Genomic DNA, 18,658 nt, shown 5'->3' with positions numbered 1-18,658 from the left:
ATCACATAACAGATCAACGACACACCCAAGGAGACACCAATGCTTAAAGGACTGGGCGGGCTGGGCGACATGGCCGGCATGATGAAAAAAGCCAAGGAAATGCAGGACAAGATGGCACAAATGCAGGACGACCTGCAAAATGTCACCGTCACCGGCGAATCCGGCGCGGGTCTGGTCAAGGCGACCGCCACCGCCAAGGGCGAGCTGACCGCTCTGGACATCGACCCCAGCATCTTCAACAGCGACGACAAGGAAGTGGTCGAAGACCTGATCCTCGCAGCCGTCAAGGATGCCCAGGCCAAGGCCGCAGCAAAATCGCAGGAAGAACTTTCGAAAATGACCGAAGGCCTCGGCCTGCCCGCAGGCATGAAACTGCCATTCTGAACAGGCTTCATCTTGCCCCTTAAACTCCCCCCGGAGGGTCGGCCTGCCAAAGGCCCCCACCGGGCAGGAATGCAACCCAAGGACCCCGCGTGAGCTCGACCGACGACATTGACGCCCTGATCGAGATGATGGCGAAACTGCCCGGCCTCGGCCCCCGGTCGGCACGGCGTGCGGTGTTGCATCTGATCCGCAAGCGCGCATTGCTGCTGACACCGCTGGCCGACGTGATGCAGACCGTTGCCGCCACCGCACGCGAATGTCTGAACTGCGGCAATGTCGGCACATCAGATGTCTGCGATATCTGCACCTCGAACAAACGCCAGAACGGTGAACTTTGCGTGGTCGAGGACGTGGCCGACCTGTGGGCCATGGAACGCTCGGGCGTGTTCAAGGGGCGCTATCATGTGCTGGGCGGGACCCTGTCGGCGCTGGATGCCATAGGCCCCGAAGAATTGCGGATTCCCCGTCTGATCGACCGGATCGGCGCCGAAGACGTGCGCGAAGTCATCCTTGCGCTGAACGCCACGATCGACGGCCAGACCACCGCACACTATATCGCAGACCAGCTTGAGGGCAGTGTCACGCTGACCACATTGGCCCAGGGCGTGCCCATCGGCGGCGAGCTGGACTACCTGGACGACGGCACAATCACCGCCGCACTAAACGCCCGCAAACCGGTTTGAACCCGCTGTAATAAAACGAAAAAGGCCGCCTGCTCCTCCCAAAGCAGACGACCCTATTCCGCGCGATCTATCGTTCAGAGAACGATCACATCCAGCGGCGGAAATCCGTTGAACCCGATGGACGCATAGGTGGTGGTATAGGCCCCACAGTTGCGAATCATCACCTTGTCTCCGGCACTCAGACTGACAGGCAACATCATTGGGCGCTTTTCGTAAAGCACATCTGCACTGTCGCAGGACGGGCCGGCCAGAACACAGGGACCCATTTCGTCGCTGTCGCGTCCGGTTTCAAACTGGTAACGAATGGCTTCGTCCATGGTTTCGGCCAGACCCGAGAACTTGCCGATATCCAGATAGACCCAGCGGTGCATGTCGTCATCCGACTTGCGCGACACCAGCAGCACTTCGGCTGCGATGTGACCCGCTTCGGCCACCAGACCGCGACCCGGTTCTGCCATGACATAATCAACCGCGCCAAAACGGGCGCGCACTGCGTGCATCACCTCGGACGCGTAGCTGCGCGGTGCGTCAATGGTTTCACCATAGAACGCAGGGAATCCGCCGCCCAGGTTCAGGACGGTCAGGTCATGGCCTGCTTCTTTCGCCATGGTCCAGACTTTGGCCATTTCATCCAGAACAGGGTTCCAGAACGCCGCACGGCGAGTCTGGCTGCCAACGTGGAACGAGATGCCAACAGGGCGCAGGCCCAGTTGCACAGCCATATCCATCAACGGCACGACCTTCGCCGCAGAGCAGCCGAATTTACGGCTGAGCGGCCAGTCGGCTTGCGAATGCTCGACGATCACGCGGATGTAGACACGCGCGCCGGGGGCATATTCGGCCAGTTTCAGCAGTTCTTCTTCCGCATCGGCGGCAAACAGGTCAATGCCCACGCCATAGGCGAACGCAATGTCCGACACTTTCTTGATGGTGTTGCCGAACGAAATGTCACAGGCTTCGGCGCCCTGGCTCAGGCACAGTTCGATTTCCGCCCGGCTCGCAGCGTCAAAGCGCGATCCACGGGCCACGAGTGTGCCAATAATTTCGGGTTGCGGGTTTGCCTTCACGGCATAGTGGATGCGGGCACCGGACAGGCCCTCGGCCAGCGCATCATACTGTGCTGCCACCCGCATAGGGTCCAGCACCAGTGTCGGGCGATCAAATCGGCGGCTGGCAATGTAATCAGCCGCTCGGTCATGTGAAATAGCATCAGATGCGCGGGCAATGCCGCGGTATGTAACGTTCATGGTCATCTCCAATGGCAACCGCCCATCTAAGGGCGGGGTTGAGTCTCAGAGACGTTACCGTCGCTACATAAACGCGGGTCAGTCAGTTGGACTGACCGGCCAGAGGCGCGTGCGTTGGCGTCTGTGAAGGCGCGTGTATACGCATTGCGGATTCGTGCAATACAGAAAATGCGATACGAGTCATTTTGTTGTTTCCCTCGCATTTTCGCATCAGGGCAAGACAGTAAAAAAGGGCGGCAGGATCACTCCTGCCGCCCAAAAGCCAAAATTTACCAGAAGCTTACGGCTGTTCGTCGTCCTCGCCGCTTTCGGGCAGGTTGAACAGGTTGTCCGCGTCCAGGTGCGCGCTTTTCTTGTGGTCATCGTCGTCATCATCATCGTCATGACCCGACAGGCTGAATGTCTCCAGACCTTCGATTGCCGTCGGGATCTTGGGCTCGGCATCCATACCCAGGCTTTGCTCCGTGCTGACCAGCTTGCGACGTTCGTCGTCGGTCATCACAGCACCCTCGGCTGCCTTTTTGGCAGCGGCCTTTTGCACGGCGGCGTCCAGCTCGGATTGTTTGGTCAGGCCCAGCGCCACCGGATCGACCGGCTGGATGTTGGCAATGTTCCAGTGCGTGCGCTCGCGAATCGCCTGAATGGTCGGTTTGGTTGTCCCCACCAGCTTCGAAATCTGGCTGTCAGCCAACTCGGGGTGGAACTTGACCAGCCAATAGATCGCCGCAGGGCGGTCCTGACGTTTCGACAGGGGCGTGTAACGCGGACCGCGGCGTTTTTCTTCGCCTTGGGCAGCCGCGTTGAATTTCAGCTTCAGCTTGTGCAGCGGGTTCTTTTCCGCCGCGTCGATTTCGTCCTGTGTCAGCTGGTTGTTCGCTACGGGGTCAAAACCTTTGACGCCTGTGGCAACGTCGCCATCTGCGATGCCCTGCACTTCCAGCTCGTGCATTTCAACAAAGTCGGCAATCTGCTTGAAGCTGATTGTCGTATTGTCTACCAGCCAGACGGCTGTCGCCTTGGCCATAATCGGTTTTGCCATTGTCTCGCTCCTTTAAGCATAACTTTCCCGTCGCCTGAAAGAGGCTGTCCTGCGGGGCAGAACGGTTTCCATTGTCGGGGAACTTGGGCGCTATATAATGCCCTGCAGTCCATAAGGAAAGAGGCGAATGCGCGCAGCACTGATCTGGCTATTGTTGGCCCTGCCCGTATGGGCCGGAAATGACCGCGCTGGCACCTTCGACTATTACGTTATGGCGCTGTCCTGGTCGCCCAACTGGTGCGCGCTGGAAGGCGACGCGCGCCACTCGCCGCAATGCGATACCAGCAAGGACCACGGGTGGATCTTGCACGGACTGTGGCCACAATACCATCGCGGCTACCCTTCTTATTGCAACACGGCAGAACGCCCGCCGTCGCAGGGCATGACCGCGCAAATGGCGGATATCATGGGCACATCCGGTCTGGCCTGGCACCAATGGAAGAAACACGGGACCTGTTCGGGGCTGAGCGCTGCCGACTACTATGCTCTGTCCCGCGCGGCCTTTGCCACCGTGGTGCGCCCGCCGGTCTTTCGCAAAATCACCAAACGCATGAAGCTGCCCGCCTCGGTCATCGAAGCGGCCTTCCTGCAAGCCAACCCCGGTTTCGAGCGCGACGGCATCACCATCACATGCCGGGACGGCATGATCCAGGAAGCGCGCATTTGCCTGTCTCGCGACCTGAAACCGGTGCCTTGCGGGCAGGACGTAGTGCGCGATTGCCGGATGAAAGACGCCATTTTCGATCCAGTGCGATAGTGGCGATTGCGGATGCCTCCGGCGGGGATATTTAGGGCCAAAAGAGACATCACGCGAGCACGAAGAAGGGGCGGATCACCGTAACGTCCGCCCCTTCTCTGGTTCTCATAAATCCCCGCCGGAGGCTCCCGCAGGGGCGGCACGCGCTAGAGCGTGAGTATGGTGCTGCCTGTCGTCTTGCGCGCCTCAAGCGCGCGGTGGGCGTCGGCCACGTCGGCAAGGGCAAAGCGCTGGTCGATGCGAATATCCACGTCGCCCGACAGTACCTTGTCATACAGATGCTGCGCCATCTGCTGACAGCTGGCGTGGTCCGCGATGTGGGTAAAGATCGTGGGGCGTGTGATTTTCAGTGATCCTTTGGGCCCCAGAATACCCAGATTAAAGGGCGGCACGGGGCCAGAGGCATTGCCGAAAGAGATCATCATGCCCAGGGGTTTCAGGCTGTCGAGTGACCCATCAAACGTGTCTTTGCCAACTGCGTCCATCACGGCATCAACCCCCTGACCATCGGTCAGCGCCCGCACTTCCGCGACCCAGTCTTGCGTGCGGTAGTTGATGCAATGGGTGGCGCCATGTTCCACTGCCAGCGCACATTTTTCATCTGTTCCAGCGGTGCCGATCAGCTTGATCCCTTCCGAGCGCGCCCATTGGCAGGCGATCAGCCCGACACCACCGGCAGCAGCGTGAAACAACACCGTGTCGTTCATCTGCAAAGGCGTTGTGCGGTTCAGCAGATATTGCGCCGTCAGCCCTTTCAGCATCATCGCGGCGCCCTGTTCAAAGCTGATATCGTCGGGCAGCGGGCAAACCTGCGCGGCCGGCATCACCCGTGCCTCGCAATAGGCACCGGGCGGCTGCGCGGCATAGGCGGCACGATCCCCCGCCCTAAGGTGGGTCACCCCCTCGCCAACCGCTTCGACGATGCCCGCAGCCTCCATCCCCAAGGCGTGCGGCAGTTCCATCGGATAAAGACCGCTGCGCTGGTATACGTCGATAAAGTTCAGGCCGATGGCCTTGTGTGCGATACGCACCTCGCCCGGGCCGGGATTGCCGACAGGACGGTCTTCGAGGAGAAAGTTCTCGGGGCCGCCGTGTTCCTTGATCAGTGCTGTCAGTGCCATGTTCCGCTCCCTCTTATGCGCTGCCGATTTCAAGGACGATCTTGCCGATATGCGTGCTGGTTTCCATGCGCGCATGGGCATCGCTGGCCTGTTCAAAGGCAAAGGTGCTGTCCATCACCGGTGCAATCTTGCCCGCAGCCAACAGCGGCCAGACCGCCTCGCGCAGGTCTTGTGCGATGCGCGCCTTGGCCAGATCGCTTTGCGGGCGCAGGGTGCTGCCTGTCATCGTCAGGCGGCGTGTCATCAGCTGCGCAAAGTTCATCTCGACCTTGGGCCCTTGCAGAAAGGCGATTTGCACCAGCCGCCCGTCATCGGCCAGCGCCGACAGGTTGCGCGGGATGTAATCGCCGCCCACCATATCCAGGATCAGATCGGCACCGCCCGCCTCTTTCATCACTGTGACGAAATCCTCGTCCTTGTAGTTGATCGCCCGCTCGGCGCCCAGATCGACGCAGGCGGTGCATTTTTCGGCCGAACCGGCGGTGACAAAGACCCGTGCCCCAAAATGTTGCGCAAGCTGGATCGCTGTCGTGCCGATCCCGCTGGACCCGCCATGGATCAGGAAACGTTCGCCGCCTTTCAGCCCGCCGCGCGTGAACACGTTGGACCAGACGGTAAAAAAGGTTTCGGGCAGGCAGGCCGCCTGTTTCATATCCATGCCGTCGGGCACCGGCAGGCAATGTGCGGCAGGTGTCGCCACATATTCGGCATAGCCACCGCCGGGCAGCAGGGCGCAAACCTTGTCGCCCACGGCCCAGTCGCTGACACCGGCGCCAACGGCGGAAATCACGCCCGAAGCTTCCAGTCCGGGCAGGTCGCTGGCGGTTTTGGGCGGGGCGTACATGCCTGCGCGTTGCAGGGCATCGGGGCGGTTCACACCAGCAAAGGCCACTTTGATCACAACCTGACCATGGCCGGCCTGCGGCACGGGGCGGTCTGTGGGTTGCAGCACCTCGGGTCCGCCGGGCCTGGTGATCTCAATCGCGCGCATGGTCTGTGTCATAGGGCCTCCTGAATGTCATTTGCACATGCCTAACAGGCCGCAGCCGACGACGGAACCGATACCGTATGGCGCGCCAGACATGGCACGTCGCGTCAGTTGCGCGGCTTGCTCCAGCGACCGGGAAAACCGCCTGTGTCGGAGGGGCGCCTGATCGTCTCCATCAACTTGTTCGGCCCTGCCATCAGCCTGGACAGCACCGGATTGTCACGCACCTGCGCCTTGACCTTTTCGATCTGCATGACGTTGTCGATGCGCCTGTCCAGAAACGCCCATGTCGCCTGATGGTCGACACTGTCATCGCCCAGCCAATACAGAACGGTCGAACCATAGACACCCGACAGCGTGGCCCGCTTGGTGTACCAGTTCACATCGTCCGAGGTGTCCCCCAGCGCGGTCCAGATGGCATCGGCGGTGCCCCAGATCGCCTTGGCCCCGTCGGCGGCATGGTTCGGCAGCGCAAACAGCGTGGTGCCACGGCGCACGGCTTCCTTGTCCTCGACCGCCTCAAGCCGGTAACGGACAGCCGCAGCGATACGGTCACGAAAGCGCAGGGCGCTCAGGTCTTCGGACTGCAACCGCGCGACCATCGCCTGATCGCCCGCCGCGTGATAGGCCAGCGCCAGATCGACCGCACCACGCGGGCACACAGCGCGTGCAACCGCCGGAGCCACGTCCGCGTCGCGGATGGCGGCCTGAAACGTCACATCGGTCCAGCCGTCGAATGCGACATGCGGCAAGGCGGCTTGCAACAGCGCCTCTTTGGTTTCGGCATAGTTGGCGTTCATCTCGATACCTCCTTGTGGCGGGTGCGTCCGGGTACTGGACAAACTAGGGCACAGTTGCTATATGCCCACTTCCTGCAAATCCTTGCAACTCAACTTAGAAAGGTGGTGAAAACCACATGCAGGTTAGTGTTCGCGACAACAACGTCGATCAAGCGCTGCGCGCCCTGAAGAAAAAACTTCAGCGCGAAGGTGTGTTCCGTGAAATGAAGCTCAAGCAGCATTTCGAGAAACCCTCCGAGAAAAAAGCACGCGAGAAAGCCGAAGCGATCCGCCGTGCCCGCAAGCTGGCACGCAAAAAGGCTCAACGCGAAGGTATGATGTAAGTCATCCCCGGCGTAAGCTGCTTTAAGATTACGGACCCCCGCATGGCAGCGCCTGCGGGGGTTTGTTGTTTTCAAGGGCTGGCGAATCGCCCTCAGCCCCGCGCTGCGGCCAGGATCATGTCGCTGGCCTTTTCCGCCATCATGATCGTCGGTGCATTGGTGTTGCCGCTGGGGATCGCTGGCATAGCGCTGGCATCCACCACGCGCAGGCCGCCCACCCCGCGCAGGCGCAACTCGGCGTCCAGCGGTGCATCATCGCCACCCATGCGCACGGTACAGGTGGGATGAAAGATCGTCGTGCCCACATCGCCCGCTGCCTGTGCCAGTTCCGCATCGGTCTGCGCCTGCGCGCCCGGCTTCATCTCCTTGGGCGCATAGCGCTGCATCGGCGTCTGGGCCATGATCGCCCGCACCTGCCGGATGGCATCCCGCGCCACCTGCCGGTCGCCTTCGGTCGACAGGTAGTTGGGCGCGATCTCCGGTGCCTCGTGTGGGTCCGCCGAGGTAATCTGCACCGTTCCACGGCTTTCGGGGCGCAGGTTGCAGACGCTGGCGGTGATGGCGGGGAAATTGTGCAAGGGCTGGCCAAACGCCTCGAGCGACAGCGGCTGCACGTGATATTCCAGATCCGCCGTTGCCAGATCCGGGCGCGACTTGCTGAAGGCCCCCAACTGGCTGGGCGCCATCGACATCGGCCCGCTGCGGCGCAGGGCGTATTCCATGCCGATCATCGCCTTGCCCCACAGGCTGTTGGCCATGGTGTTCAGCGTCTTTGCTCCTGACAGGCGCCACGCGCAGCGCAATTGCAGGTGGTCTTGCAAATTGGCCCCCACTTGCGGCGCGTCCTGCTGGACGGCAATGCCATGATCTTGCAGCAGATCGCCCGGTCCGATGCCCGACAGTTGCAGGATTTGCGGGCTGTTGACCGCACCAGCGCACAGGATCACCTCGGCCCCGGCCCGCGCCTGACGGGTCACACCGGCACGGTCGTATTCCACGCCCACGGCGCGCCCGTCCTCGATCAGGATTCGGCGGGTGTGGGCCTGCGTTTCGACTTTTAGCGTCTTGCCTGTCGCGGTGCGCAGGAAGGCCTTGGCCGTGTTCATCCGCCAGCCGCCCCGCTGGTTGACGCGGAAATATCCCACACCCTCGTTGTCGCCGGTGTTAAAGTCGCTGACCTTGGGCAGCCCCCAAGCCGCCGCCGCCTCCATCCAGTCGTCCAGCAGGTCCCAGTGCAGGCGCTGGTTTTCCACCCGCCATTCGCCGCCTGCCCCGTGCATGTCCGACGGTCCATCAACGTAATCCTCGGATTTCTTGAAATAGGGCAGCACGTCATCCCAGCCCCAGCCGGTCAGCCCCATCTGCCGCCAGCCGTCATAATCCGCCGCCTGCCCGCGCAGGTACAACATGCCGTTGATCGATGAACAGCCGCCCAGAACCTTGCCGCGCGGATAGAGCAGCGACCGCCCGTTCAGACCGTCTACCGGAGCCGTGCGGTACATCCAGTCGGTGCGCGGATTGCCGATGCAATAGAGATAGCCCATCGGGATGTGCACCCAATGGTAATTGTCCTTGCCGCCTGCCTCCAGCAGCAGCACGCGGTGCCCCGCATCGCTCAGCCGTTTGGACACCACACAGCCGGCGCTGCCTGCACCGACGACAATGTAATCCCAATCGCTCATTTTTCCCCCCAGACCGGCAACGCCGTCGTCTTGAACACCGTGCGCAGGGCAAAACTGGACTGCATCTGCGCCACACCGGGCAGACGCGCCAGATGCTGACGATGGATGCGTGCAAAATCCTCGGTGTTCTCGGCCACGACTTTCAGGATGTAATCGGCGGTGCCCGCCATCAGGTGACATTCCAGCACATCAGGAATACGCCGCACGGCCTTCTCGAATGCGTCCAGCACCTCGTCGGCCTGCCCTTGCAAGGTGATTTCGACAAAGACAGTGGTCGACACGCCCATCTTGCGTGCATCCAGCAGAGCAACATAGTCTTTGATGTACCCTTCGGCCTCAAGACGTTGCACACGCCGATGGCAAGCCGAAGCGCTGAGATTGACCTGTTCGGACAGGTCTGCATTCGACATCCGCCCCTTGCGTTGCAGCGCTTCGAGAATACGCCGATCGGTCGCGTCAACTGACATTTGCGCACATTCCTTCGAAATAATAGCGTTTCCACGCCAGACTATTCGACGAAAGGGGCAAATGGCGAGGGGCCTTTCGTGGGTTCTTGCGGACGAAAGGCAATAAACTGTGCGTCATACTGCAATACAGGGAATGGCAGATGAAAATCGGATGTCCAACAGAGATCAAACCACAGGAATTCCGCGTCGGGATCACACCCAACGCCGCACAAGAAGCCGTGGCGCACGGCCACACCGTCCTGATTCAGGCGGGCGCAGGCGTAGGCGCGGGGTTTGAAGACACGGCTTACACGGCTGCGGGCGCGCAGATCGTTGGTACGGCGGAAGAGGTCTTTGCCGCCGCTGACATGATCGTCAAGGTCAAGGAGCCCCAAGCCATCGAGCGCAAGATGCTGCGCGAGGGGCAAATTCTGTTCACCTATCTGCATCTGGCACCGGACCCGGACCAGACCCGCGACCTTATGGCCTCGGGCGCGACCTGCATCGCCTACGAAACCGTCACCGACCGCTCGGGCGGCCTGCCACTGCTGGCGCCGATGTCCGAGGTGGCCGGTCGGCTGGCCCCGCAAGTGGGCGCGTGGACGCTGCAAAAGGCCAACGGCGGGCGCGGCGTGCTGCTGGGCGGTGTGCCGGGTGTCAGCCCCGCCCGTGTGGTCGTGATCGGCGGCGGTGTGGTCGGCACCCATGCGGCACGTGTCGCCGCAGGCATGGGTGCGGATGTGACCGTGCTCGACCGTTCGCTGCCGCGCATGCGCTATCTGGACGATGCCTTTGCCGGTGTGTTCAAGACCAGCTATGCCAGCGCAGGCAACACCATCGAGTTGGCGCGATCCGCCGATATGATCATCGGCGCGGTGCTGGTCCCAGGTGCCGCCGCGCCCAAACTTCTGTCCCGCGCGCAACTGTCCGAGCTGAAGCCCGGTGCGGCGCTGGTGGACGTGGCGATTGACCAGGGCGGGTGCTTCGAGACCTCGAAAGCCACCACTCATCAGGACCCGATCTATGACGTGGACGGGATCATGCATTACTGCGTGGCCAATATGCCGGGGGCCGTGGCGCGGACTTCGACCCTTGCCTTGGGCAATGCGACGATGCCCTTCATGCTGGCGCTTGCGGACAAGGGGTGGAAACAGGCCTGTGCCGACGATCCGCACTTGCTGGCGGGGCTGAACGTCCACGCGGGCAAGCTGACCTATGCCGCCGTGGGCGAGGCTTTGGGGCTGGATGTAATTACGCCCGGGGATGCGCTGAAACTGTAAGCGGCAGAAGGGGCTCTGCCCCTCGGCGCATACGCGCCTTCCCCGGAGTTTATCTGGCAAGATGAAGCGAAAAGGCCCGCGCGGAGCGATCTGCGCGGGCCTTTGCCTGCTTAACGCTTGGCCAACTGGTCGCGGATTTCCAGCAGCACGTCCAGCTCGGACGGGCCTGCGGGCACATCGGGGGCCACCTCTGCGGGTTTTTCCGCGGCAGATTTGATACGATTGACCGTCCTGACCAGCATGAACACCACGAAGGCGATGATCAGAAAGTTAATGACCGCCATCAGGAACGAACCATAGGCAAAGACCGAAGCGCCAGCCTCGCGCGCCGCTTCCAGCGATGCGCCTGTGGGCACGTCGCCGGACAGAACCGCGTAGTTGTTGGTGAAATCGACACCACCGGTGAACAGGCCGATGATCGGGTTGATCAGATCCGCCACCATCGAGCTTACGATGGCGGTAAAGGCAGCGCCCACGATAATACCAACGGCCATGTCCATGACATTGCCCTTGGCGATGAAAGCTTTGAATTCGTTCAGCATGACTGATCCCTCGTTAATGATGGCGCGCTTTTTCGTTTTCCACACACCGACGTTAACCTGTTACCACAGCTTTTTGTGCGCGGCAGTCATTTTTTACGGGGAACGCAGGGCGTTAGCCGAAATTGGAAACAGCCGGTCAGGCTCAGCCCGGCAGTTTGCCGGTAAGGACATAGCGCAGGATGTCGACCACCTGGCGTGGCTCTTGGGCAACGGCCAAAGCCGCAGCGTCGACCTCTTTCAGCGCATGGGCGTGGTCAGGACCGTGCAGGACGATCAGCGATTTGCCCAAGGCCGCCGCCTGCCCCGCGTCAAATGCCGCGTTCCACTGTTTGTATTGGTCACCGAAACGCACCACCACAACGTCGGCATCGGCAATGCCCTTGCGGGTGCGGATGGCGTTGACCAAAGCCCCCTTGCGGTCGTGCCAGAACTTGTCCGGCTCGGCCCCAAGGATTTCCACACCGCAATCGTCACTGGCGGCATGATCGGTGACTGGGCTGTCAAAGGACACGTCCAGACCTTGCGCACCCTGAATGATCTGGTCGCGCCAGTCCGTGTGGATTTCGCCGGATAAGTAGACCTTCAACATAAGAAACTCCCTAGAGACAATTTGGTTTGAGTAGATATAGCCCATCAGCGCCGCGCACCAAGATGTCGGTGCGGTTGGGCAGGTCGCTGACGAACTCTTGCACTTTTACGGCCGTCCCGTCCGTCAGTTGCTTGAAGGTTTCGCCATCAGAGCTGTGCCAGATTTGTCCCTGTGATACGAAGACCAAGCCAAGAGAGTCACTTGCCGTGATCCGCATATCGACCGGCGAGCGACCAAGTGGCACGGGAAACGGGATGTCACGCAAGCTGAGATCAGGCATCAGTTCGGCCCATCCCGTCTCTTTAACCACGAAAACACGGCTTCGCCAGTTCACCCACCGGGCAAATTTGCCCAACGCCTGCATCGAGAGTTGCGGGGACGGAATACGGGACCTACCGTCGAAAAAGAAGGCTTCTGTTCCGATGTGAAAAATCGGCGGGACATGATAGACACTTTGGCGAAACGACCCGTAGCCTAATGTCCAGTTCGTGAGATGTGCCCCGTCAGCGGGCCGGTCTGACAGTGGCAGATCGAAAACCTCCATCGGACCGGACGGCGTGATTACCTGCATGACCTTGCCAAACCGCGACAACCCGCGAACACGCCCCCAAAGGGTTCTGCTTGTCCCATCGGCTTCGATCATAGGCAAAACGACGCCATCCAGCCAGATCGTGCCCACCTCATCGACCCGGTACAAGAACCGTGGCAGCCCGGTATCATCCATCAGGTAGACCAGAACGTACCTGCCAAGTTTGATGGTCAAGGTCGCGGTGTCGCGCTCAAAGTGAAGAGGTGCGAACTCAAGTTGATAAAGCGCCGCGCGGGTTCTCCAGCCCTTTCGAAAGGGGCGCCAGTCCTCCCCAGACTTCGCTATATAAAGCTGCCCCGGTGTCGCTGCCACCCAACTGTCCAGTTCGGGCACAAAACGTGGCATCGCGCCGTTGCGTATATCTGGCAGCTTGCCAAAATTTGCGGGGACAAGCCCATCGTCAGTGACCTCGGAAAAGGACTGATCCGCTTGTTTCCACACCAATATCCGGTCGCTGGCCAAATCATAGTGGATGTCGTCAAAATCCGGCAAATCCAGCTTTTCGAACGCAGCGCCGCCTTCGGGCAGCACAAACAGCTCGCCCGGACGGCTCCCGATCCCGAAAACCTGCCCATTGGGGCGGACAAAATAGTGTCCGTAACTCCACAGGTCTGAGCGCGGCCAGTCCGCCTGCAACCGCTCATAGCGCTCATCCCGGATCGTATAAAGACCGCCCCGGTTGGTGGGATGAATCACCAACCACGGATACCCTGGATAGATCAGTGGGTCAGAGGCCAGCCGATGGGGTTGCCTTATTTCAAGACCTGAACGGGGCGGGTCGTAAGACACCGGCTTCAGGCAGTAGCCCCCCGCGTTTGCACCCCCTCCGGTCAGAAGAGTTGCAAACAGCAGGGCGGCCAGCTGACGCATCACCCCCGCAGAATCCCGCCAGTCGCCTTTGTCACCTTCTCGACCACCTTGGCGCTGACCGCCTCGATGTCGGCCTCTTTCAACGTCTTGTCGGTGGGTTGCAGGCGCACGGTGATGGCCAGCGATTTCTTGCCCTCGCCCAGGCTGCCGCCGATGAACTCGTCGAACACGCGCACGTCTTCGATCAACGCCTTGTCAGCGCCCTGGGCGGCGTTGACCAGCGTCAGCGCCTCGACTTCGGCATCGACCACAAAGGCAAAGTCACGCTCGACCGCCTGCAGGTCGCTGATGGTCAGCGCGCCCTTGCTGGCACCGGATTTGCGCGGCATCGGAACTTCGTCCGGCCACAGGGTAAAGGCCATTGCGGGGCCTTTGACGTCCATGGCTGCCAGAACGCGCGGATGCACCTCGCCAAAGATGCCCAGCACCTTTTTCGGACCCAGGCAGATCTTGCCGTGACGGCCCGGGTGCCACCAATCGGCCGCGCCGCGCAGAATCTGCACCTTGGCAGGCGCGCCCATGGCGGCCAGAATGGCCTCGGCGTCGGCTTTGACATCATAGACATCTACAAGGCGCGAAGCGCCGTGCACGTCCTTGGGGCCGGTGCGTCCGACCAGCAGGCCGCTGACCAGCGTGTGCTGCTCGCCCGGCTCGCCACCGTGGAAGGCAGGCCCGACCTCGAAGAACGCCAGATTGGAAAACCCGCGCGCCTGATTGCGGGCCGCGGCGGCCAGTAGGCCGGGCAGCAGCGCGGGGCGCATATGGCTCATGTCGGTGGAAATCGGGTTTTCCAGCCGCGTCAGGTCATCGCCGCCGCCGAACAGAGCCGCACTGGCCTGATCGATAAAGCTGTAGGTGACCAGCTCATTATAGCCCAGTGCCGCCGTGGTGCGCCGTGCGATCTGCTCGCGGCGCTGGCCGGGGGTCATGACGGGACGCGGCACGCCGGGTGTCAGGCGCGGCAGCGGCTTGCCTTCCAGCTTGGTCAGGGACGCGATGCGCGCAACCTCTTCAACCAGATCGGCCTCGCCCTGAACATCTGGGCGCCAGCTGGGCACATGGGCCATGTCACCGTCAAGCCGGAAGCCCAGCGCCGTCAGAGTCTGGCGCTGCTGGCTTTCGTGGATTTCCATGCCCACCAGCGACTGCACCCGCGCCGCGTCCAGTTTGTAGGCACGCGCGGTGTCGGGGACAGCACCGGCATAGACCGGCTCGGAGGCTTCGCCGCCTGCATGCTCCACGATCATCCGTACGGCATGTTCCAACCCTTCGGGTGTGAACGCTGGGTCAACGCCCCGTTCAAAGCGATAGCGCGCGTCCGAGTTGATTTTCAGCGCACGGCCCGCATAGGCGATCTGCACCGTGTCCCAATAGGCGCTTTCGACGAAAACATTGACCGTCTCGTCAGTACAGCCCGAGGCCGCGCCGCCCATGATGCCCGCGATGCTTTCGACGCCATTGTCGTCGGAAATCACCATCTGGCCCGCTTGCAGGGTATAGTCCTTGTCATCCAGCGCAGTGATGGTTTCACCACCCGCCGCACGGTGCACGCGCAGGTCACCGGCAACCTTGTCCGCGTCAAAGACGTGCAAGGGGCGGTTCAGATCGTAGGTGAAGAAGTTGGTCACATCGACCAGAAAGCTGATCGGACGCAGGCCGATGGCACGCAGACGGTCTTGCAACCACTGCGGGCTGGGGCCGTTTTTCACACCCTTGATCACACGGCCACAGAACAGCGGGCAGCCGTCCAGCGTGTCGTCGTCAATGCTGACCTTGATGTCACTGGCAAACGTGCCCTCGACCACATCGACCGCGCTGGGTTTCAACGTGCCAAGTCCACGCGCCGCCAGATCGCGGGCGATGCCGCGCACGCCCAAGGCGTCGGGGCGGTTGGGGGTAATCGCAATCTCGATCACAGGATCGACCTTGGCGGGATCATTCGCGGCCAACCAGTCGGTGAAGGTTTGCCCGACCTCGCCCGATGCCAGCTCGATAATACCGTCATGCTCTTCCGACAGCTCAAGCTCGCGCTCGGACGCCATCATGCCATAGCTTTCGATGCCACGGATCGTGCCGACACCGATGGTGGTGTCGATGCCCGGCACGTAAACACCCGGCTTGGCCACAACCACGGTGATGCCCTGACGCGCGTTGGGGGCGCCACAAATGATCTGTTTGACGCCCTCGTCGGTCTGCACCTGACAGACGCGCAAACGGTCCGCATCAGGATGTTTTTCCGCGCTTTCCACGTAACCGATGGTAAACGCCGCCAGCGCCGCCCCGCGATCTTCGACGCCTTCAACCTCAAGCCCGAGGTCGGTCAGCGCATATGTGATCTCATCCAGTGTGGCATCGGTTTCCAGATGCGACTTGAGCCAGGACAGCGTGAATTTCATGGTCTTTTACCCCTGCGGAATATGCCGCCCTGCAATGACAAGAAATCCGGCTGGGTGCAACACCTGCGTGGGCGCGTGGCTGACGCAAAGGACCACCGAACAGTTTGCATGTCAGTCTTTTTCGAACCGCTTGCCCAGATCTTTCGCATCCCCTGCCGCCGCCAGCCGCAATTCACGGATCAGGCGCAGCGTGGGCTTGGTGGCAAACAGCACCGATCCCACGATGAACAGCCATGTGCCGGGAGTCTGCCACGCCTCGGACAGGAACATGACCGACCCGATCAGAAACAGGCCCGCCGCCGCAAAGTCGATCAGCGTATAGATGATTTCAAACGCCGCATACCGGCGCAGGTCGTCTTCGCTATAGGTGTGCTGGTCGGGTCTGAAGAGCATGGGGCCTCCGCGTGCGTATTATTTTCTTGTCTCCGTGCGCCCTAACGATACGAGCTTCTTCGTTCGAAACGCGCCAGATATCTGATCTGCCTTGATTTTTGCTGCATGCCTGCGGTGCTGATCCGCGGCGAGTAGACCGGGAAGGCAAAGCCAGCCAAACGGCCAAATCGCAAAGCCCCAATTGCCGACAAGAACCGGCAAAAAGGTCAGGATAAAACCGCCAAAACCAAGCCCGACTTCCCAACGAAATGGGTACTTCCGAGTGCGACGCTGCCACCAATGATAATAGTCAGCGCCCCAACCGCTAAGGCTGTACATCCAGTCCATCAGGCGTTTAGCGGCTCAACCCACCATGCAACGTCGGCACATCCAACGAAGCAAAGCCGTAATGCCGCAGCCAGCGCAGGTCTGAATCAAAGAACGCGCGCAAATCGGGGATGCCGTATTTCAGCATCGCGATCCGGTCGATCCCCATGCCAAAGGCAAAGCCCTGCCATTCGTTCGGGTCGATCCCGCCCGCTTGCAAGACCTTGGGATGCACCATGCCGCTGCCCAGCACTTCGAGCCAGTCGTCGCCTTCGCCCACTTTGACGGTGCCGTTTTCCCACGAACATTGAATGTCCACTTCGGCCGACGGCTCGGTGAAGGGGAAGTGCGACGCGCGGAAGCGGGTCTTGATCGTGTCGACCTCGAAGAAAGCGGCAAAGAATTCCTCAAGCACCCATTTCAGGTTGGCCATCGAGATGTCCTTGTCGATCGCCAGACCTTCGATCTGGTGGAACATCGGCGTGTGCGTCTGGTCGTAATCGGCGCGGTACACACCGCCGGGACAGATGATGCGCAGCGGCGCGCCCTGGGCCTCCATCGTGCGGATCTGCACGGGGCTGGTGTGGGTGCGCAGCACGTTGGGCGCACGGTCATCGCCCTCGGCGCGGTGCATATAGAACGTGTCCATCTCGGCGCGCGCGGGGTGGTGGCCGGGGATGTTCAGCGCGTCGAAGTTGTACCAGTCGGTGTCGATGCGCGGCCCTTCGGCGCTCGCAAAGCCCAACTCGCCAAAAATTGCGGTGACCTCTTCGGTGACCTGGCTGATCGGGTGGATCGTACCAACACGGCGGCCACGCCCCGGCAGCGACACGTCCAGCCATTCCGAGCGCAGACGTTCGTCCAGAGCAGCATCGCCCAGCGCGGCCTTTTTGGCGGCCAGCGCGCTGTTGATCTCGTCCTTGAGCGCGTTCAGCGCAGGACCGGCCACTTGCCGTTCCTCGGGGGTCATCTTGCCCAGCTCGCGCATTTTCAGCGCCACTTCACCCTTTTTGCCGACCGCCGTTACGCGGATGTCTTCCAACGCGGATTCATCGGCCGCATTGGCAATCTGGCCAAGGTATTTTTGCTTGAGATCATCCATCGTCAACCGTCCTTCAAATGTCGCAGCCGTGCTATCAGAAAAGCCGCTGATTACAAGAGAGGCAACGCCATATGCCCCCCGCAACGCAAAAGGCCCCGCCGGATGGCAGGGCCTTTCAAATCGGTTCAAACGTCAAAGGTTACGCGGGCAGCGCGCCTTTGGCCTGATCGACGATGGCTGCGAAAGCCGCCGGTTCGTTCACGGCCAGATCGGCCAGAACCTTACGGTCAACTTCGATGCCTGCCAGGTTCAGACCATTGATGAAACGGCTGTATGTCAGCGATTCATCATGGGCGCGAACGCCGGCGTTGATGCGTTGGATCCACAGTGCGCGGAAGTTGCGCTTGCGATTCTTGCGGTCGCGGGTTGCGTATTGGTTGGCCTTGTCGACGGCCTGCGTTGCAACTTTGAATACCGCTTTGCGACGTCCGTAATAGCCTTTTGCGGCTTTGACGATCTTACGGTGACGTGCGTGGGTGACTGTTCCGCCTTTGGTGCGTGACATGTTTCAGGCTCCTTCTTATCGGTCGTAGGGCATGAAGCCCTTGATGATCTTGGCATCGGGCGCCGACAATGCTGTCGTGCCGCGTGCGTTACGCAGGAATTTGTTGGTCCGCTTGATCATGCCGTGCTGTTTGCCAGCCTGGCTGCCGATGACTTTGCCTGTGGCACTCACCTTGAAGCGCTTTTTGGCGCTCGACTTGGTCTTCATCTTGGGCATTTCCGTCTCCTTCTTGAGTTCGGTAGACGCGCGACTCGGCATGCCACTGTGGGCCGGACGCGCAGAACGAGAGGTGCATATAGGAGGCATCAGCCCACGAGGCAAGCGCTAATTGCCACGCCCGTGCCCGCAGCCGGTTGCACCGGCGCTCAGGGCATAAAGCGCGCGACGACAGACACAAAGGCGTGGGGCACGTCACCAATGCTATAGCCGCCGGGATTGGTTTGAATTGCGTACAGGATCAACCCCCCTGCAATCAGGATCGTCAGCGCCGAGGCGCGTGGCGAGCGGCCGTCTGTCACTGCCGACAGGATCGACGGAATCGACAGCAAGGCAAAGACAACCCCAAGAACCAATGCCAGTTCCGAATCCAGATATTTTGAAAGTTGCCCCATATGGG

Annotated in this window: 22 protein-coding genes; 5 read left to right on the top strand and 17 right to left on the bottom strand. The window is 61.1% G+C overall.

The features are described from left to right. The first annotated feature begins 39 nt into the window (after positions 1 to 39). Complete coding sequence (locus tag DSM107133_RS03375; RefSeq protein ID WP_114291538.1) at positions 40 to 384, top strand: YbaB/EbfC family nucleoid-associated protein; 345 nt, start codon at positions 40 to 42, stop codon at positions 382 to 384. Positions 385 to 473: 89 nt separating this feature from the next. After that, the gene (gene recR / locus DSM107133_RS03370) at positions 474 to 1,067 is read left to right on the top strand and encodes a recombination mediator RecR (RefSeq protein ID WP_114291537.1); all 594 of its coding nucleotides are present in this window, start codon (positions 474 to 476) and stop codon (positions 1,065 to 1,067) included. Positions 1,068 to 1,141: 74 nt separating this feature from the next. Here recR and DSM107133_RS03365 read toward each other — a convergent pair whose 3' ends face one another. Together DSM107133_RS03365 and DSM107133_RS03360 are read right to left on the bottom strand one after the other, a co-directional pair. Continuing rightward, entirely contained in the window at positions 1,142 to 2,320 is a 1,179-nt protein-coding gene (locus DSM107133_RS03365) for a type III PLP-dependent enzyme (RefSeq protein ID WP_114291536.1), read from the bottom strand. A gap of 274 nt (positions 2,321 to 2,594) precedes the next feature. Continuing rightward, positions 2,595 to 3,353, bottom strand: coding sequence for a DUF1013 domain-containing protein (locus tag DSM107133_RS03360; protein ID WP_114291535.1), 759 nt, complete (start codon positions 3,351 to 3,353; stop codon positions 2,595 to 2,597). 127 nt (positions 3,354 to 3,480) lie between these two features. Here DSM107133_RS03360 and DSM107133_RS03355 point away from each other — a divergent pair, with 127 nt between their 5' ends. Further along, positions 3,481 to 4,110, top strand: coding sequence for a ribonuclease T2 (locus tag DSM107133_RS03355; protein ID WP_114291534.1), 630 nt, complete (start codon positions 3,481 to 3,483; stop codon positions 4,108 to 4,110). 146 nt (positions 4,111 to 4,256) lie between these two features. Here DSM107133_RS03355 and DSM107133_RS03350 read toward each other — a convergent pair whose 3' ends face one another. The 3 genes from DSM107133_RS03350 to DSM107133_RS03340 form a co-directional block, all read right to left on the bottom strand. Beyond that, on the bottom strand, positions 4,257 to 5,231 hold the full coding sequence (locus tag DSM107133_RS03350; protein ID WP_114291533.1) for a quinone oxidoreductase: 975 nt from the start codon (positions 5,229 to 5,231) through the stop codon (positions 4,257 to 4,259). A gap of 13 nt (positions 5,232 to 5,244) precedes the next feature. Continuing rightward, the gene (locus DSM107133_RS03345) at positions 5,245 to 6,234 is read right to left on the bottom strand and encodes an NAD(P)H-quinone oxidoreductase (RefSeq protein WP_114291532.1); all 990 of its coding nucleotides are present in this window, start codon (positions 6,232 to 6,234) and stop codon (positions 5,245 to 5,247) included. Positions 6,235 to 6,326: 92 nt separating this feature from the next. Continuing rightward, a complete protein-coding gene (locus DSM107133_RS03340; protein ID WP_114291531.1) occupies positions 6,327 to 7,019 on the bottom strand; it encodes a COQ9 family protein in 693 nt (230 codons plus the stop codon). Positions 7,020 to 7,135: 116 nt separating this feature from the next. Here DSM107133_RS03340 and rpsU point away from each other — a divergent pair, with 116 nt between their 5' ends. Next, on the top strand, positions 7,136 to 7,342 hold the full coding sequence (gene rpsU / locus DSM107133_RS03335) for a 30S ribosomal protein S21 (protein ID WP_007118112.1): 207 nt from the start codon (positions 7,136 to 7,138) through the stop codon (positions 7,340 to 7,342). A gap of 92 nt (positions 7,343 to 7,434) precedes the next feature. Here the strand turns inward: rpsU and DSM107133_RS03330 are convergent, their stop codons facing one another. Further along, positions 7,435 to 9,024 carry a GMC family oxidoreductase N-terminal domain-containing protein gene (locus DSM107133_RS03330; protein WP_114291530.1) on the bottom strand — a complete coding sequence of 530 codons (1,590 nt, stop codon included), beginning with the start codon at positions 9,022 to 9,024 and terminating at the stop codon, positions 7,435 to 7,437. Then, positions 9,021 to 9,491, bottom strand: a complete 471-nt coding sequence (locus DSM107133_RS03325; RefSeq protein WP_114291529.1) for an Lrp/AsnC family transcriptional regulator — start codon at positions 9,489 to 9,491, stop codon at positions 9,021 to 9,023. The genes DSM107133_RS03330 and DSM107133_RS03325 overlap by 4 nt, the downstream gene beginning before the upstream one ends. 140 nt (positions 9,492 to 9,631) lie before the next feature. Between DSM107133_RS03325 and ald the strand changes: the two genes are divergently transcribed. Continuing rightward, positions 9,632 to 10,750, top strand: a complete 1,119-nt coding sequence (ald, locus tag DSM107133_RS03320; RefSeq protein WP_114291528.1) for an alanine dehydrogenase — start codon at positions 9,632 to 9,634, stop codon at positions 10,748 to 10,750. Positions 10,751 to 10,860: 110 nt separating this feature from the next. On the opposite strand, the gene mscL is transcribed toward ald, so the two are convergent. The 10 genes from mscL to DSM107133_RS03270 all read right to left on the bottom strand — a co-directional run bounded on the left by mscL (position 10,861) and on the right by DSM107133_RS03270 (position 18,653). After that, positions 10,861 to 11,292: a large conductance mechanosensitive channel protein MscL gene (gene mscL, locus DSM107133_RS03315; protein ID WP_114291527.1), complete on the bottom strand. Its 432-nt coding sequence runs from the start codon at positions 11,290 to 11,292 to the stop codon at positions 10,861 to 10,863. Positions 11,293 to 11,434: 142 nt separating this feature from the next. Beyond that, positions 11,435 to 11,881: a YtoQ family protein gene (locus DSM107133_RS03310; RefSeq protein WP_114291526.1), complete on the bottom strand. Its 447-nt coding sequence runs from the start codon at positions 11,879 to 11,881 to the stop codon at positions 11,435 to 11,437. Between the two features lie 10 nt (positions 11,882 to 11,891). Continuing rightward, positions 11,892 to 13,340: a hypothetical protein gene (locus tag DSM107133_RS03305; protein ID WP_114291525.1), complete on the bottom strand. Its 1,449-nt coding sequence runs from the start codon at positions 13,338 to 13,340 to the stop codon at positions 11,892 to 11,894. Next, complete coding sequence (gene pheT / locus DSM107133_RS03300; RefSeq protein ID WP_114291524.1) at positions 13,340 to 15,736, bottom strand: phenylalanine--tRNA ligase subunit beta; 2,397 nt, start codon at positions 15,734 to 15,736, stop codon at positions 13,340 to 13,342. Before pheT ends, DSM107133_RS03305 begins: the two co-directional genes overlap by 1 nt. Before the next feature lie 111 nt (positions 15,737 to 15,847). Next, a complete protein-coding gene (locus tag DSM107133_RS03295) occupies positions 15,848 to 16,129 on the bottom strand; it encodes a YrhK family protein (RefSeq protein ID WP_114291523.1) in 282 nt (93 codons plus the stop codon). 18 nt (positions 16,130 to 16,147) lie between these two features. Further along, a complete protein-coding gene (locus tag DSM107133_RS03290) occupies positions 16,148 to 16,456 on the bottom strand; it encodes a hypothetical protein (RefSeq protein WP_162791932.1) in 309 nt (102 codons plus the stop codon). 7 nt (positions 16,457 to 16,463) lie between these two features. Then, positions 16,464 to 17,537: a phenylalanine--tRNA ligase subunit alpha gene (pheS, locus tag DSM107133_RS03285; RefSeq protein WP_114291522.1), complete on the bottom strand. Its 1,074-nt coding sequence runs from the start codon at positions 17,535 to 17,537 to the stop codon at positions 16,464 to 16,466. 139 nt (positions 17,538 to 17,676) lie between these two features. After that, the gene (gene rplT, locus DSM107133_RS03280) at positions 17,677 to 18,042 is read right to left on the bottom strand and encodes a 50S ribosomal protein L20 (protein WP_028957079.1); all 366 of its coding nucleotides are present in this window, start codon (positions 18,040 to 18,042) and stop codon (positions 17,677 to 17,679) included. A gap of 15 nt (positions 18,043 to 18,057) precedes the next feature. Then, positions 18,058 to 18,258, bottom strand: a complete 201-nt coding sequence (rpmI, locus tag DSM107133_RS03275) for a 50S ribosomal protein L35 (RefSeq protein ID WP_114291521.1) — start codon at positions 18,256 to 18,258, stop codon at positions 18,058 to 18,060. A 149-nt stretch (positions 18,259 to 18,407) separates the two neighbouring features. Then, positions 18,408 to 18,653, bottom strand: a complete 246-nt coding sequence (locus tag DSM107133_RS03270) for a hypothetical protein (protein ID WP_240310329.1) — start codon at positions 18,651 to 18,653, stop codon at positions 18,408 to 18,410. Positions 18,654 to 18,658: the final 5 nt, after the last annotated feature.

The sequence above is a fragment of the Pseudosulfitobacter sp. DSM 107133 genome (genome assembly GCF_022788695.1).
GTDB lineage: Bacteria > Pseudomonadota > Alphaproteobacteria > Rhodobacterales > Rhodobacteraceae > Pseudosulfitobacter.
This window is presented reverse-complemented; position numbering and strand designations above follow the sequence as displayed.

Bases quoted from the DNA above. Each gene is read 5' to 3' on its own strand.
- DSM107133_RS03375 (WP_114291538.1), top strand. From the start codon at position 40: ATGCTTAAAGGACTGGGCGGGCTGGGCGACATGGCCGGCATGATGAAA.
- DSM107133_RS03365 (WP_114291536.1), bottom strand. From the start codon at position 2,320: ATGACCATGAACGTTACATACCGCGGCATTGCCCGCGCATCTGATGCT.
- DSM107133_RS03360 (WP_114291535.1), bottom strand. From the start codon at position 3,353: ATGGCAAAACCGATTATGGCCAAGGCGACAGCCGTCTGGCTGGTAGAC.
- DSM107133_RS03355 (WP_114291534.1), top strand. From the start codon at position 3,481: ATGCGCGCAGCACTGATCTGGCTATTGTTGGCCCTGCCCGTATGGGCC.
- DSM107133_RS03350 (WP_114291533.1), bottom strand. From the start codon at position 5,231: ATGGCACTGACAGCACTGATCAAGGAACACGGCGGCCCCGAGAACTTT.
- DSM107133_RS03345 (WP_114291532.1), bottom strand. From the start codon at position 6,234: ATGACACAGACCATGCGCGCGATTGAGATCACCAGGCCCGGCGGACCC.
- DSM107133_RS03340 (WP_114291531.1), bottom strand. From the start codon at position 7,019: ATGAACGCCAACTATGCCGAAACCAAAGAGGCGCTGTTGCAAGCCGCC.
- rpsU (WP_007118112.1), top strand. From the start codon at position 7,136: ATGCAGGTTAGTGTTCGCGACAACAACGTCGATCAAGCGCTGCGCGCC.
- DSM107133_RS03330 (WP_114291530.1), bottom strand. From the start codon at position 9,024: ATGAGCGATTGGGATTACATTGTCGTCGGTGCAGGCAGCGCCGGCTGT.
- DSM107133_RS03325 (WP_114291529.1), bottom strand. From the start codon at position 9,491: ATGTCAGTTGACGCGACCGATCGGCGTATTCTCGAAGCGCTGCAACGC.
- ald (WP_114291528.1), top strand. From the start codon at position 9,632: ATGAAAATCGGATGTCCAACAGAGATCAAACCACAGGAATTCCGCGTC.
- mscL (WP_114291527.1), bottom strand. From the start codon at position 11,292: ATGCTGAACGAATTCAAAGCTTTCATCGCCAAGGGCAATGTCATGGAC.
- DSM107133_RS03310 (WP_114291526.1), bottom strand. From the start codon at position 11,881: ATGTTGAAGGTCTACTTATCCGGCGAAATCCACACGGACTGGCGCGAC.
- DSM107133_RS03305 (WP_114291525.1), bottom strand. From the start codon at position 13,340: ATGCGTCAGCTGGCCGCCCTGCTGTTTGCAACTCTTCTGACCGGAGGG.
- pheT (WP_114291524.1), bottom strand. From the start codon at position 15,736: ATGAAATTCACGCTGTCCTGGCTCAAGTCGCATCTGGAAACCGATGCC.
- DSM107133_RS03295 (WP_114291523.1), bottom strand. From the start codon at position 16,129: ATGCTCTTCAGACCCGACCAGCACACCTATAGCGAAGACGACCTGCGC.
- DSM107133_RS03290 (WP_162791932.1), bottom strand. From the start codon at position 16,456: ATGGACTGGATGTACAGCCTTAGCGGTTGGGGCGCTGACTATTATCAT.
- pheS (WP_114291522.1), bottom strand. From the start codon at position 17,537: ATGGATGATCTCAAGCAAAAATACCTTGGCCAGATTGCCAATGCGGCC.
- rplT (WP_028957079.1), bottom strand. From the start codon at position 18,042: ATGTCACGCACCAAAGGCGGAACAGTCACCCACGCACGTCACCGTAAG.
- rpmI (WP_114291521.1), bottom strand. From the start codon at position 18,258: ATGCCCAAGATGAAGACCAAGTCGAGCGCCAAAAAGCGCTTCAAGGTG.
- DSM107133_RS03270 (WP_240310329.1), bottom strand. From the start codon at position 18,653: ATGGGGCAACTTTCAAAATATCTGGATTCGGAACTGGCATTGGTTCTT.